Origin of the sequence: Escherichia sp. R1, assembly GCF_003000935.1 — a bacterium.
GTDB lineage: Bacteria > Pseudomonadota > Gammaproteobacteria > Enterobacterales > Enterobacteriaceae > Escherichia > Escherichia coli.
Map to the genome: position 1 here is coordinate 140,944 of NZ_PSRU01000005.1, position 14,311 is coordinate 155,254.

14 protein-coding genes and 1 other annotated feature are annotated in these 14,311 nt (G+C 50.8%); of the genes, 11 read left to right on the forward strand and 3 right to left on the reverse strand.

Translation table 11 applies throughout. The annotated features are described in order from the left end of the window. Positions 1–135 precede the first annotated feature (135 nt). The 4 genes from creA to creD are packed head-to-tail and all read left to right on the forward strand — an operon-like array spanning position 136 to position 4,145. The gene (gene creA, locus C4F37_RS08165) at positions 136–609 is read left to right on the forward strand and encodes a protein CreA (protein ID WP_000875487.1); all 474 of its coding nucleotides are present in this window, start codon (positions 136–138) and stop codon (positions 607–609) included. Between the two features lie 12 nt (positions 610–621). Then, positions 622–1,311, forward strand: a complete 690-nt coding sequence (gene creB / locus C4F37_RS08170) for a two-component system response regulator CreB (protein ID WP_001188687.1) — start codon at positions 622–624, stop codon at positions 1,309–1,311. Continuing rightward, the gene (gene creC / locus C4F37_RS08175; protein WP_001219585.1) at positions 1,311–2,735 is read left to right on the forward strand and encodes a two-component system sensor histidine kinase CreC; all 1,425 of its coding nucleotides are present in this window, start codon (positions 1,311–1,313) and stop codon (positions 2,733–2,735) included. Before creB ends, creC begins: the two co-directional genes overlap by 1 nt. Before the next feature lie 57 nt (positions 2,736–2,792). Then, positions 2,793–4,145: a cell envelope integrity protein CreD gene (gene creD / locus C4F37_RS08180; RefSeq protein ID WP_001540641.1), complete on the forward strand. Its 1,353-nt coding sequence runs from the start codon at positions 2,793–2,795 to the stop codon at positions 4,143–4,145. 58 nt (positions 4,146–4,203) lie between these two features. Here creD and arcA read toward each other — a convergent pair whose 3' ends face one another. Beyond that, positions 4,204–4,920: a two-component system response regulator ArcA gene (arcA, locus tag C4F37_RS08185; RefSeq protein WP_001194358.1), complete on the reverse strand. Its 717-nt coding sequence runs from the start codon at positions 4,918–4,920 to the stop codon at positions 4,204–4,206. A gap of 95 nt (positions 4,921–5,015) precedes the next feature. Between arcA and yjjY the strand changes: the two genes are divergently transcribed. From yjjY to C4F37_RS08220, 7 genes are all read left to right on the forward strand, one after another. Next, complete coding sequence (gene yjjY, locus C4F37_RS08190; RefSeq protein ID WP_001295754.1) at positions 5,016–5,156, forward strand: protein YjjY; 141 nt, start codon at positions 5,016–5,018, stop codon at positions 5,154–5,156. Between the two features lie 399 nt (positions 5,157–5,555). Then, positions 5,556–6,242: a tRNA/rRNA methyltransferase gene (locus tag C4F37_RS08195; protein ID WP_001540643.1), complete on the forward strand. Its 687-nt coding sequence runs from the start codon at positions 5,556–5,558 to the stop codon at positions 6,240–6,242. A gap of 213 nt (positions 6,243–6,455) precedes the next feature. Continuing rightward, positions 6,456–6,521 (forward strand): thr operon leader peptide, encoded by a 66-nt coding sequence (thrL, locus tag C4F37_RS08200; RefSeq protein ID WP_001386572.1) that lies wholly within the window; start codon positions 6,456–6,458, stop codon positions 6,519–6,521. Then, positions 6,457–6,576: a sequence feature (Thr leader region), on the forward strand. (Overlaps the previous gene by 65 nt.) A 25-nt stretch (positions 6,577–6,601) precedes the next feature. Beyond that, entirely contained in the window at positions 6,602–9,064 is a 2,463-nt protein-coding gene (thrA, locus tag C4F37_RS08205) for a bifunctional aspartate kinase/homoserine dehydrogenase I (RefSeq protein WP_001264707.1), read from the forward strand. 1 nt (position 9,065) lies between these two features. Next, positions 9,066–9,998 (forward strand): homoserine kinase, encoded by a 933-nt coding sequence (thrB, locus tag C4F37_RS08210; RefSeq protein WP_000241659.1) that lies wholly within the window; start codon positions 9,066–9,068, stop codon positions 9,996–9,998. Further along, entirely contained in the window at positions 9,999–11,285 is a 1,287-nt protein-coding gene (gene thrC, locus C4F37_RS08215) for a threonine synthase (RefSeq protein ID WP_000781087.1), read from the forward strand. It abuts the gene before it with no gap. A gap of 213 nt (positions 11,286–11,498) precedes the next feature. Then, positions 11,499–11,795, forward strand: coding sequence for a DUF2502 domain-containing protein (locus tag C4F37_RS08220; RefSeq protein ID WP_001540645.1), 297 nt, complete (start codon positions 11,499–11,501; stop codon positions 11,793–11,795). Positions 11,796–11,947: 152 nt separating this feature from the next. Here C4F37_RS08220 and yaaA read toward each other — a convergent pair whose 3' ends face one another. Then, positions 11,948–12,724, reverse strand: a complete 777-nt coding sequence (gene yaaA / locus C4F37_RS08225) for a peroxide stress protein YaaA (protein WP_000906185.1) — start codon at positions 12,722–12,724, stop codon at positions 11,948–11,950. Positions 12,725–12,793: 69 nt separating this feature from the next. After that, positions 12,794–14,224, reverse strand: coding sequence for an alanine/glycine:cation symporter family protein (locus C4F37_RS08230; protein ID WP_001540647.1), 1,431 nt, complete (start codon positions 14,222–14,224; stop codon positions 12,794–12,796). Positions 14,225–14,311: the final 87 nt, after the last annotated feature.

Below are 14,311 nucleotides of genomic sequence, written 5' to 3' on the forward strand. Positions count from 1 at the left end.
ATTCAGTGTTTTTTTCTTAGTCGAGTATGTTTTAGGTCTTGACGGAAATAAAAGTATTGAGATTTTGTTCTTAATCAATATGTTATTTACCGTGACGAACTAATTGCTCGTGTAATAGATAAAAATGGTAACGATATGAAATACAAGCATTTAATCCTGTCTTTAAGCCTGATAATGCTGGGGCCATTGGCTCATGCAGAAGAGATTGGTTCGGTCGACACCGTATTTAAAATGATCGGCCCGGATCACAAAATTGTTGTTGAAGCCTTTGACGATCCCGATGTGAAAAATGTCACCTGTTATGTGAGCCGGGCGAAAACCGGTGGTATTAAAGGGGGATTGGGCCTGGCAGAAGATACCTCCGATGCGGCCATTTCTTGTCAACAAGTCGGGCCGATTGAACTATCGGATCGTATTAAAAACGGCAAAGCTCAGGGCGAGGTAGTATTCAAAAAACGCACGTCCCTGGTCTTTAAGTCGTTACAGGTCGTGCGCTTTTATGACGCTAAACGCAACGCGCTCGCTTATCTGGCTTACTCCGACAAAGTTGTAGAAGGTTCGCCGAAAAACGCGATTAGCGCGGTTCCTGTCATGCCGTGGCGGCAATAACAGAGGCGATTTATGCAACGGGAAACGGTCTGGTTAGTCGAAGACGAGCAAGGGATAGCCGATACGCTGGTCTACATGTTGCAACAGGAAGGTTTTGACGTCGAGGTCTTTGAGCGAGGCTTGCCTGTGCTGGATAAAGCTCGCCAGCAGGTTCCCGATGTCATGATTCTCGATGTTGGTTTGCCTGATATCAGCGGCTTTGAATTGTGCCGCCAGTTACTGGCGCTCCATCCGGCGTTACCTGTACTGTTCCTGACGGCCCGAAGTGAAGAGGTCGATCGCCTGCTTGGGCTGGAAATTGGCGCTGACGACTACGTGGCTAAACCGTTTTCACCTCGCGAAGTGTGCGCCAGAGTGCGCACCTTACTGCGTCGGGTGAAGAAGTTCTCGACGCCGTCTCCCGTTATCCGTATTGGTCATTTTGAATTGAATGAACCTGCGGCGCAGATCAGCTGGTTTGACACGCCATTAACGCTGACGCGGTATGAGTTTTTATTGCTGAAGACGTTACTCAAGTCGCCGGGCCGCGTCTGGTCCCGCCAGCAACTAATGGATAGCGTGTGGGAAGATGCGCAGGACACCTACGATCGCACCGTCGATACCCACATTAAAACGCTGCGTGCCAAGCTGCGCGCCATCAACCCCGATCTTTCACCGATTAATACTCATCGCGGCATGGGATATAGCCTGAGGGGCCTGTAATGCGTATCGGCATGCGGTTGTTGCTGGGCTATTTTTTACTGGTGGCGGTGGCGGCCTGGTTCGTTCTGGCTATTTTTGTCAAAGAAGTTAAACCGGGCGTGCGAAGAGCAACCGAGGGGACGTTAATCGACACCGCAACGTTGCTGGCGGAGCTGGCGCGTCCCGATTTGCTCTCTGGGGACCCAACGCATGGGCAACTGGCGCAGGCGTTTAATCAGCTACAACATCGCCCGTTTCGCGCCAATATCGGTGGCATTAACAAAGTGCGCAACGAATATCATGTCTATATGACCGATGCGCAGGGCAAAGTATTGTTCGATTCGGCAAATAAAGCCGTTGGACAGGATTATTCGCGCTGGAATGACGTCTGGCTAACGTTGCGTGGTCAGTATGGTGCGCGCAGCACGTTGCAAAATCCTGCCGATCCCGAAAGTTCTGTGATGTATGTTGCCGCGCCGATTATGGACGGCTCGCGGCTTATTGGCGTTTTGAGCGTAGGCAAACCGAACGCGGCGATGGCTCCGGTCATTAAGCGTAGCGAGCGGCGAATTTTATGGGCCAGCGCCATTTTGTTGGGGATTGCACTGGTGATTGGCGCAGGCATGGTTTGGTGGATCAACCGCTCTATTGCCCGGCTCACTCGCTATGCTGATTCCGTCACTGACAATAAGCCCGTTCCTCTCCCCGATCTCGGTAGTAGCGAGTTGCGTAAACTCGCGCAGGCGCTGGAAAGTATGCGCGTGAAGCTGGAAGGGAAAAACTATATTGAGCAGTATGTTTATGCGTTAACTCATGAGCTAAAAAGCCCACTGGCGGCGATTCGTGGCGCGGCGGAAATTTTACGCGAAGGTCCGCCGCCGGAAGTGGTGGCTCGTTTTACCGACAACATTCTGACGCAAAATGCGCGAATGCAGGCACTGGTGGAAACGTTACTACGCCAGGCAAGACTGGAGAATCGTCAGGAAGTCGTTCTGACTGCTGTTGATGTGGCGGCATTATTTCGCCGCGTCAGCGAAGCGCGCACCGTGCAGTTGGCAGAAAAAAACATCACTTTGCATGTTATGCCTACTGAGGTTAACGTTGCTGCTGAACCGGCGTTACTGGAGCAGGCGCTGGGGAATTTACTGGATAACGCCATCGATTTTACTCCCGAGAGCGGTCGCATAACGCTAAGCGCCGAAGTGGATCAGGAATACGTCACCCTTAAGGTGCTGGATACCGGTAGTGGGATTCCTGACTACGCGCTGTCACGTATTTTTGAACGCTTTTACTCTTTGCCGCGTGCAAATGGGCAAAAAAGCAGCGGTCTGGGGTTGGCGTTTGTCAGTGAGGTCGCCCGTTTGTTTAACGGCGAAGTCACGCTGCGCAACGTGCAGGAAGGTGGCGTGCTGGCCTCGCTTCGACTTCACCGTCACTTCACATAGCTTCAAATTCTTCCCACATAGCCTTCGTATCCTGCTGCCATTGCAAAGGAGAAGACTATGTTGAAATCCCCCCTGTTCTGGAAAATGACCACCTTGTTTGGTGCAGTATTGCTGTTGTTGATTCCGATAATGCTGATTCGGCAGGTGATTGTCGAACGTGCCGATTACCGTAGCGATGTGGAAGATGTGATTCGCCAAAGTACCAGCGGGCCGCAAAAACTCGTTGGGCCGCTCATCGCTATTCCTGTGACCGAGCTTTATACGGTGCAGGAAGACGATAAAACCGTGGAGCGGAAACGAAGTTTTATTCATTTTTGGTTACCTGAGTCATTGATGGTTGATGGCAATCAGAATGTGGAAGAACGCAAGATAGGCATCTATACCGGTCAGGTCTGGCACAGTGATTTAACGCTAAAAGCCGATTTCGATGTTTCGCGTCTTAGCGAACTCGACGCGCCAAATATCACCTTAGGCAAGCCATTTATTGTGATTAGCGTCGGGGATGCGCGTGGTATTGGTGTGGTGAAAGCGCCTGAAGTTAACGGTACGGCGCTGACCATTGAACCCGGCACCGGGTTAGAGCAAGGCGGGCAGGGCGTGCATATCCCTTTACCCGAAGGGGACTGGCGCAAGCAGAACCTGAAGCTGAATGTGGCGCTGAATTTAAGCGGTACCGGCGATCTTTCTGTGGTGCCTGGCGGGCGTAATAGCGAAATGACCTTAACCAGCAACTGGCCGCATCCCAGTTTTTTAGGTGATTTTCTACCAGCCAAACGGGAAGTTAGCGAGTCAGGTTTTCAAGCGCAATGGCAAAGTAGCTGGTTTGCTAATAATCTCGGTGAGCGTTTTGCTTCAGGCAATGATACCGGCTGGGAAAACTTCCCCGCGTTTAGCGTCGCAGTGACGACGCCAGCCGATCAATACCAATTAACGGACCGGGCGACTAAGTACGCCATTCTGCTGATTGCGCTGACTTTTATGGCATTCTTTGTTTTTGAAACGCTCACCGCGCAACGTTTACACCCAATGCAATATTTGCTGGTGGGGCTGTCATTGGTGATGTTTTATTTGCTCTTGCTGGCGCTTTCTGAACATACCGGTTTTACTGTGGCATGGATAATCGCCAGTCTGATTGGGGCGTTAATGAACGGTATTTATTTGCAGGCGGTATTGAAAGGCTGGCGTAATAGCATGTTGTTTACCCTCGCGCTGTTGTTGCTGGATGGTGTGATGTGGGGACTGCTCAACTCTGCCGATAGCGCGCTGTTGTTGGGAACCAGTGTGCTGGTGGTGGCGCTGGCCGGCATGATGTTTGTGACCCGTAATATCGACTGGTATGCGTTTTCACTGCCGAAAATGAAAGCCAGTAAAGAAGTTACAACGGACGATGAATTACGTATCTGGAAATAAGGTTGAAAAATAAAAACGGCGCTAAAAAGCGCCGTTTTTTTGACGGTGGTAAAGCCGATTAATCTTCCAGATCACCGCAGAAGCGATAACCTTCACCGTGAATGGTGGCGATGATTTCCGGCGTATCCGGCGTAGATTCGAAATGTTTACGAATACGGCGGATCGTCACGTCTACAGTACGGTCGTGCGGTTTCAGCTCACGGCCGGTCATTTTCTTCAGCAGTTCAGCACGGGACTGAATTTTGCCTGGGTTTTCACAGAAGTGAAGCATGGCGCGGAACTCGCTGCGCGGCAGCTTGTACTGCTCGCCATCAGGGCCGATCAACGAACGGCTGTTGATGTCCAGTTCCCAACCATTGAACTTGTAGCTTTCAACGCTACGACGTTCTTCGCTGACAGTACCCAGATTCATGGTACGGGACAGCAGGTTGCGTGCACGAATAGTCAGTTCACGCGGGTTGAACGGTTTGGTGATGTAGTCATCTGCACCGATTTCGAGGCCGAGAATTTTATCGACTTCGTTGTCACGGCCAGTCAGGAACATCAACGCAACATTCGCCTGCTCGCGCAGTTCACGCGCTAACAGAAGACCGTTTTTACCCGGCAGATTGATATCCATGATCACCAGGTTGATGTCATATTCAGAGAGGATCTGATGCATTTCCGCGCCATCTGTCGCTTCGAAAACATCATAGCCTTCCGCTTCGAAAATACTTTTCAACGTGTTGCGTGTTACCAACTCGTCTTCAACGATAAGAATGTGCGGGGTCTGCATGTTTGCTACCTAAATTGCCAACTAAATCGAAACAGGAAGTACAAAAGTCCCTGACCTGCCTGATGCATGCTGCAAATTAACATGATCGGCGTAACATGACTAAAGTACGTAATTGCGTTCTTGATGCACTTTCCATCAACGTCAACAACATCATTAGCTTGGTCGTGGGTACTTTCCCTCAGGACCCGACAGTGTCAAAAACGGCTGTCATCCTAACCATTTTAACAGCAATATAACAGGCTAAGAGGGGCAGGACACCCAATAAAACTACGCTTCGTTGACATATATCAAGTTCAATTGTAGCACGTTAACAGTTTGATGAAATGATCGTATCTAAATGCTAGCTTTCGTCACATTATTTTAATAATCCAACTAGTTGCTTCATACAACTAATAAACGTGGTGAATCCAATTATCGAGATTTATTTTTTATAAAATTATCCTAAGTAAACAGAAGGATATGTAGCATTTTTTAACAATTCAATCGTTAGTACAGTCAGGAAATAGTTTAGCTTTTTTTAAGCTAAGCAAAGGGCTTTTCCTGCGACTTACGTTAAGAATTTGTAAATTCTCAACGCGTAATAAGTTGACAATGATCACCCTGTTCGCGGTTATTTGGTCAAGAAGAGTGGCAATATGCGTATAACGATTATTCTGGTTGCACCCGCCAGAGCAGAAAATATTGGGGCAGCGGCGCGGGCAATGAAAACGATGGGTTTTAGCGAACTGCGGATTGTTGATAGTCAGGCACACCTGGAGCCAGCCGCCCGTTGGGTCGCACATGGATCTGGTGATATTATTGATAATATTAAAGTTTTCCCGACACTAGCTGAATCGTTACACGATGTCGATTTCACTGTTGCCACCACTGCGCGCAGTCGGGCGAAATATCATTACTACGCTACGCCAGTAGAACTGGTGCCGCTGTTAGAGGAAAAATCTTCATGGATGAGCCATGCCGCTCTGGTGTTTGGTCGCGAAGATTCCGGGCTGACTAACGAAGAGTTAGCGTTGGCTGACGTTCTTACTGGTGTGCCGATGGTGGCGGATTATCCTTCGCTCAATCTGGGGCAGGCAGTGATGGTCTATTGCTATCAATTAGCAACATTAATACAACAACCGGCGAAAAGTGACACAACGGCAGACCAACATCAACTGCAAGCTTTACGCGAACGAGCCATGACATTGCTGACGACTCTGGCAGTGGCAGATGACATAAAACTGGTCGACTGGTTACAACAACGCCTGGGGCTTTTAGAGCAACGAGACACGGCAATGTTGCACCGTTTGCTGCATGATATTGAAAAAAATATCACCAAATAAAAAACGCCTTAGTAAGTGATTTTCAGCTTTTCATTCTGACTGCAACGGGCAATATGTCTCTGTGTGGATTAAAAAAAGAGTGTCTGATAGCAGCTTCTGAACTGGTTACCTGCCGTGAGTAAATTAAAATTTTATTGACTTAGGTCACTAAATACTTTAACCAATATAGGCATAGCGCACAGACAGATAAAAATTACAGAGTACACAACATCCATGAAACGCATTAGCACCACCATTACCACCACCATCACCATTACCACAGGTAACGGTGCGGGCTGACGCGTACAGGAAACACAGAAAAAAGCCCGCACCTGACAGTGCGGGCTTTTTTTTCGACCAAAGGTAACGAGGTAACAACCATGCGAGTGTTGAAGTTCGGCGGTACATCAGTGGCAAATGCAGAACGTTTTCTGCGGGTTGCCGATATTCTGGAAAGCAATGCCAGGCAGGGGCAGGTGGCGACCGTCCTCTCTGCCCCCGCCAAAATTACCAACCATCTGGTAGCGATGATTGAAAAAACCATTAGCGGCCAGGATGCTTTACCCAATATCAGCGATGCCGAACGTATTTTTGCCGAACTTCTGACGGGACTCGCCGCCGCCCAGCCGGGATTTCCGCTGGCACAATTGAAAACTTTCGTCGACCAGGAATTTGCCCAAATAAAACATGTCCTGCATGGCATCAGTTTGTTGGGGCAGTGCCCGGATAGCATCAACGCTGCGCTGATTTGCCGTGGCGAGAAAATGTCGATCGCCATTATGGCCGGCGTGTTAGAAGCGCGTGGTCACAACGTTACCGTTATCGATCCGGTCGAAAAACTGCTTGCAGTGGGGCATTACCTCGAATCTACCGTTGATATTGCTGAATCCACCCGCCGTATTGCGGCAAGCCGCATTCCGGCTGACCACATGGTGCTGATGGCTGGTTTCACTGCCGGTAATGAAAAAGGCGAGCTGGTGGTGCTTGGACGCAACGGTTCCGACTACTCCGCTGCGGTGCTGGCGGCCTGTTTACGCGCCGATTGTTGCGAGATCTGGACGGATGTTGACGGTGTTTATACCTGCGACCCGCGTCAGGTGCCCGATGCGAGGTTGTTGAAGTCGATGTCCTACCAGGAAGCGATGGAGCTTTCCTACTTCGGCGCTAAAGTTCTTCACCCCCGCACAATTACCCCCATCGCCCAGTTTCAGATCCCTTGCCTGATTAAAAATACCGGAAATCCTCAAGCACCAGGTACGCTCATTGGTGCCAGCCGTGATGAAGACGAATTACCGGTCAAGGGCATTTCCAATCTGAATAACATGGCAATGTTCAGCGTTTCCGGCCCGGGGATGAAAGGGATGGTTGGCATGGCGGCGCGCGTCTTTGCAGCGATGTCACGCGCCCGTATTTCCGTGGTGCTGATTACGCAATCATCTTCCGAATACAGTATCAGTTTCTGCGTTCCGCAAAGCGACTGTGTGCGAGCTGAACGGGCAATGCAGGAAGAGTTCTACCTGGAACTGAAAGAAGGCTTACTGGAGCCGTTGGCGGTGACGGAACGGCTGGCCATTATCTCGGTGGTAGGTGATGGTATGCGCACCTTACGTGGGATCTCGGCGAAATTCTTTGCCGCGCTGGCCCGCGCCAATATCAACATTGTCGCCATTGCTCAGGGATCTTCTGAACGCTCAATCTCTGTCGTGGTCAATAACGATGATGCGACCACTGGCGTGCGCGTTACTCATCAGATGCTGTTCAATACCGATCAGGTTATCGAAGTGTTTGTGATTGGCGTCGGTGGCGTTGGCGGTGCGCTGCTGGAGCAACTGAAGCGTCAGCAAAGCTGGTTGAAGAATAAACATATCGACTTACGTGTCTGCGGTGTTGCTAACTCGAAGGCACTGCTCACCAATGTACATGGCCTTAATCTGGAAAACTGGCAGGAAGAACTGGCGCAAGCCAAAGAGCCGTTTAATCTCGGGCGCTTAATTCGCCTCGTGAAAGAATATCATCTGCTGAACCCGGTCATTGTTGACTGTACTTCCAGCCAGGCAGTGGCGGATCAATATGCCGACTTCCTGCGCGAAGGTTTCCACGTTGTTACGCCGAACAAAAAGGCCAACACCTCGTCGATGGATTACTACCATCAGTTGCGTTATGCGGCGGAAAAATCGCGGCGTAAATTCCTCTATGACACCAACGTTGGGGCTGGATTACCGGTTATTGAGAACCTGCAAAATCTGCTCAATGCTGGTGATGAATTGATGAAGTTCTCCGGCATTCTTTCAGGTTCGCTTTCTTATATCTTCGGCAAGTTAGACGAAGGCATGAGTTTCTCCGAGGCGACCACACTGGCGCGGGAAATGGGTTATACCGAACCGGACCCGCGAGATGATCTTTCTGGTATGGATGTGGCGCGTAAGCTATTGATTCTCGCTCGTGAAACGGGACGTGAACTGGAGCTGGCGGATATTGAAATTGAACCTGTGCTGCCCGCAGAGTTTAACGCCGAGGGTGATGTCGCCGCTTTTATGGCGAATCTGTCACAGCTCGACGATCTCTTTGCCGCGCGTGTGGCGAAGGCCCGTGATGAAGGAAAAGTTTTGCGCTATGTTGGCAATATTGATGAAGATGGCGTCTGCCGCGTGAAGATTGCCGAAGTGGATGGTAATGATCCGCTGTTCAAAGTGAAAAATGGCGAAAACGCCCTGGCCTTCTATAGCCACTATTATCAGCCGCTTCCGTTGGTACTGCGCGGATATGGTGCGGGCAATGACGTTACAGCTGCCGGTGTCTTTGCTGATCTGCTACGTACCCTCTCATGGAAGTTAGGAGTCTGACATGGTTAAAGTTTATGCCCCGGCTTCCAGTGCCAATATGAGCGTCGGGTTTGATGTGCTCGGGGCGGCGGTGACACCTGTTGATGGTGCATTGCTCGGAGATGTAGTCACGGTTGAGGCGGCAGAGACATTCAGTCTCAACAACCTCGGACGCTTTGCCGATAAGCTGCCGTCAGAGCCACGGGAAAATATCGTTTATCAGTGCTGGGAGCGTTTTTGCCAGGAGCTTGGCAAGCAAATTCCAGTGGCGATGACTCTGGAAAAGAATATGCCGATCGGTTCGGGCTTAGGCTCCAGCGCCTGTTCGGTGGTCGCGGCGCTGATGGCGATGAATGAACACTGTGGCAAGCCGCTTAATGACACTCGTTTGCTGGCTTTGATGGGCGAGCTGGAAGGGCGTATCTCCGGCAGCATTCATTACGACAACGTGGCACCGTGTTTTCTTGGTGGTATGCAGTTGATGATCGAAGAAAACGACATCATCAGCCAGCAAGTGCCAGGGTTTGATGAGTGGCTGTGGGTGCTGGCGTATCCGGGGATTAAAGTCTCGACGGCAGAAGCCAGGGCTATTTTACCGGCGCAGTATCGCCGCCAGGATTGCATTGCGCACGGGCGACATTTGGCAGGCTTCATTCACGCCTGCTATTCCCGTCAGCCTGAGCTTGCCGCGAAGCTGATGAAAGATGTTATCGCTGAACCCTACCGTGAACGGTTATTGCCTGGCTTCCGGCAGGCGCGGCAGGCGGTTGCGGAAATCGGCGCGGTAGCGAGCGGTATCTCCGGCTCCGGCCCGACCTTGTTCGCTCTGTGTGACAAGCCGGATACCGCCCAGCGCGTTGCCGACTGGTTGGGTAAGAACTACCTGCAAAATCAGGAAGGTTTTGTTCATATTTGCCAGCTGGATACGGCGGGCGCACGAGTACTGGAAAACTAAATGAAACTCTACAATCTGAAAGATCACAATGAGCAGGTCAGCTTTGCGCAAGCCGTAACCCAGGGGTTGGGCAAAAATCAGGGGCTGTTTTTTCCGCACGACCTGCCGGAATTCAGCCTGACTGAAATTGATGAGATGCTGAAGCTGGATTTTGTCACCCGCAGTGCGAAGATCCTCTCGGCGTTTATTGGTGATGAAATCTCGCAGGAAATCCTGGAAGAGCGCGTACGTGCGGCGTTTGCCTTCCCGGCTCCGGTCGCCAATGTTGAAAGCGATGTCGGTTGTCTGGAATTGTTCCACGGGCCAACGCTGGCATTTAAAGATTTCGGCGGTCGCTTTATGGCACAAATGCTGACCCATATTGCGGGCGATAAGCCAGTGACCATTCTGACCGCGACATCCGGTGATACTGGAGCGGCAGTGGCTCATGCTTTCTACGGTTTACCGAATGTGAAAGTGGTTATCCTCTATCCACGAGGCAAAATCAGTCCACTGCAAGAAAAACTGTTCTGTACATTGGGCGGCAATATCGAAACTGTTGCCATCGACGGCGATTTCGATGCCTGTCAGGCGCTGGTGAAGCAGGCGTTTGATGATGAAGAACTGAAAGTGGCGCTGGGGTTAAACTCAGCTAACTCGATTAACATCAGCCGTTTGCTGGCGCAGATTTGCTACTACTTTGAAGCTGTTGCGCAGCTGCCGCAGGAAGCGCGCAACCAGCTGGTAGTCTCGGTGCCAAGCGGAAACTTCGGCGATTTGACGGCGGGTCTGCTGGCGAAGTCACTCGGTCTGCCGGTAAAACGTTTTATTGCTGCGACCAACGTGAACGATACCGTACCACGTTTCCTGCACGACGGTCAGTGGTCACCCAAAGCGACTCAGGCGACGTTATCCAATGCGATGGATGTTAGCCAGCCAAACAACTGGCCGCGTGTGGAAGAGTTGTTCCGCCGCAAAATCTGGCAACTGAAAGAGCTGGGGTATGCAGCCGTGGATGATGAAACCACGCAACAGACAATGCGTGAGTTAAAAGAACTGGGCTATACCTCGGAGCCGCACGCTGCCGTAGCTTATCGTGCGCTGCGTGACCAGTTGAATCCAGGCGAATATGGCTTGTTCCTCGGCACCGCGCATCCGGCGAAATTTAAAGAGAGCGTGGAAGCGATTCTCGGTGAAACGTTGGATCTGCCAAAAGAGCTGGCAGAACGTGCTGATTTACCCTTGCTTTCGCATAACCTGCCCGCCGATTTTGCTGCGTTGCGTAAATTGATGATGAATCATCAGTAACATCTATTCATTATCTCAATCAGGCCGGGTTTGCTTTTATGCAGCCCGGCTTTTTTATGAAGAAAATATGGAGAAAAACGACAGGGAAAAAGGAGAAATTCTCAATAAATGCGGTAACTTAGAGATTAGGATTGCGGAGAATAACAACTGCCGTTCTCATCGCGTAATCTCCGGATATCGACCCATAACGGGCAATGATAAAAGGAGTAACCTGTGAAAAAGATGCAATCTATCGTACTCGCACTTTCCCTGGTTCTGGTCGCTCCCATGGCAGCGCAGGCTGCGGAAATTACGCTAGTCCCGTCAGTAAAATTACAGATAGGCGATCGTGATAATCGTGGCTATTACTGGGATGGCGGTCACTGGCGCGACCACGGCTGGTGGAAACAACATTATGAATGGCGAGGCAATCGCTGGCACCCATATGGACCGCCGCCATCGCCGCGCCACCATAAGAAAGCTCCTCATGATCATCACGGCGGTCATGGTCCAGGCAAACATCACCGCTAAATAACAAATGCCGGGTAACTATCCGGCATTCAGCGCCTGATGCGACGCTGGCGCGTCTTATCAGGCCTACGTGAATTCTGCAATATATTGAATCTGCATGCTTTTGTAGGCCGGATAAGGTGTTCACGCCGCATCCGACATTGACTACAAACTTAACGCTGCTCGTAGCGTTTAAACACCAGTTCGCCATTGCTGGAGGAAGCTTCATCAAAGAAGTAACCTTCGCTATTAAAACCAGTCAGTTGCTCTGGTTTGGTCAGCCGATTTTCAATAATGAAACGACTCATCAGACCGCGTGCTTTCTTAGCGTAGAAGCTGATTATCTTAAATTTGCCGTTCTTCTCATCGAGGAACACTGGCTTGATAATCTCGGCATTCAATTTCTTCGGCTTCACCGATTTAAAATACTCATCTGACGCCAGATTTATCACTACATTATCGCCTTGTGCTGCGAGCGCCTCGTTCAGCTTGTTGGTGATGATATCTCCCCAGAATTGATACAGATCTTTCCCTCGGGCATTCTCAAGACGGATCCCCATTTCCAGACGATAAGGCTGCATTAAATCGAGCGGGCGCAGTACGCCATACAAGCCGGAAAGCATTCGCAAATGCTGTTGGGCAAAATCGAAATCGTCTTCGCTGAAGGTTTCGGCCTGCAAGCCAGTGTAGACATCACCTTTAAACGCCAGAATTGCCTGGCGGGCATTCTCCGGTGTGAAATCTGGCTGCCAGTCATGAAAGCGAGCGGCGTTGATACCCGCCAGTTTGTCGCTGATGCGCATCAGGGAGCTAATCTGCGGGGGCGTCAGTTTCCGCGCTTCATGGATCAGCTGCTGGGCGTTGTCTAACAGCTCCGGCAGCGTATAGCGCGTGGTGGTCAACGGGCTTTGGTAATCAAGCGTTTTCGCAGGTGAAATAAGAATCAGCATATCCAGTCCTTGCAGGAAATTTATGCCGACTTTAGCAAAAAAAGAGAATGAGTTGATCGATAGTTGTGATTACTCCTGCGAAACATCATCCCACGCGTCTGGAGAAAGCTGGCGACCGATCTCCGGATAACGCAACGGATCAAACACCGGGCGCACGCCGAGTTTACGCTGGCGTAGATAATCACTGGCAATGGTATGAACCACAGGCGAGAGCAGTAATATGGCGGTCAAATTGGTAATAGCCATGCAGGCCATAATGATATCTGCCAGTTGCCACATCAGCGGAAGACTTAGCAAGGTGCCGCCGATGACCGTTGCGAAGGTGCAGATCCGCAGACACCAGATCGCTTTAGGGTTGTTCAGGCGTAAAAAGAAGAGATTGTTTTCGGCATAAATGTAGTTGGCAACGATGGAGCTGAAGGCAAACAGAATAACCACGAGGGTAACAAACTCCGCACCCCAGGAACCCATTAGCACCCGCATCGCCTTCTGGATAAGCTGAATACCTTCCAGCGGCATGTAGGTTGTGCCGTTACCCGCCAGTAATATCAGCATGGCGCTTGCCGTGCAGATGACCAGGGTGTCGATAAAAATGCCAATCATCTGGACAATTCCTTGCGCTGCCGGATGCGGAGGCCAGGACGCAGCTGCCGCTGCCGCGTTTGGCGTCGACCCCATTCCCGCCTCATTGGAAAACATACTGCGCTGAAAACCGTTAGTAATCGCCTGGCTTAAGGTATATCCCGCCGCGCCGCCTGCAGCTTCCTGCCAGCCAAAAGCACTCTCAAAAATAGACCAAATGACGTGGGGAAGTTGCCCGATATTCATTACGCAAATCACCAGGCAGGTCAGTACCCAGATTATCGCCATCAACGGGACAAACCCCTGCATGAGCCGGGCGACGCCATGAAGACCGCGAGTGATCGCCAGCATAGCAAAGACAGCGAGAATAATACCTGTCACCAGCGGGGGAAAATCAAAAGAAAAACTCAGGGCTCGCGCAACGGCGTTCGCCTGAACTCCGCTGAAAATTATGGCGTAGGCGATGAGCAAAAAGACGGCGAACAGAACGCCCATCCAGCGCATCCCCAGCCCGCGCGCCATATACCATGCCGGTCCGCCACGAAACTGCCCATTGGCATCACGTTCTTTATAAAGCTGTGCGAGGGAACATTCGGCAAACGAGGTCGCCATGCCGATAAATGCGGCAACCCACATCCAGAAGACGGCTCCAGGTCCACCGGCGGTAATTGCCAGCGCAACGCCGGCCAGGTTGCCGCTACCCACGCGCGCTGCAAGACTGGTACACAATGACTGAAATGAGGTTAAACCGCCTGGCTGTGGATGAATGCTATTTTTAAGACTTTTGCCAAACTGGCGGATGTAGCGAAACTGCACAAATCCGGTGCGAAAAGTGAACCAACAACCTGCGCCGAAGAGCAGGTAAATCATTACCGATCCCCAAAGGACGCTGTTAATAAAGGAGAAAAAATCTGGCATGCATATCCCTCTTATTGCCGGTCGCGATGACTTTCCTGTGTAAACGTTACCAATTGTTTAAGAAGTATATACGCTACGAGGTACTTG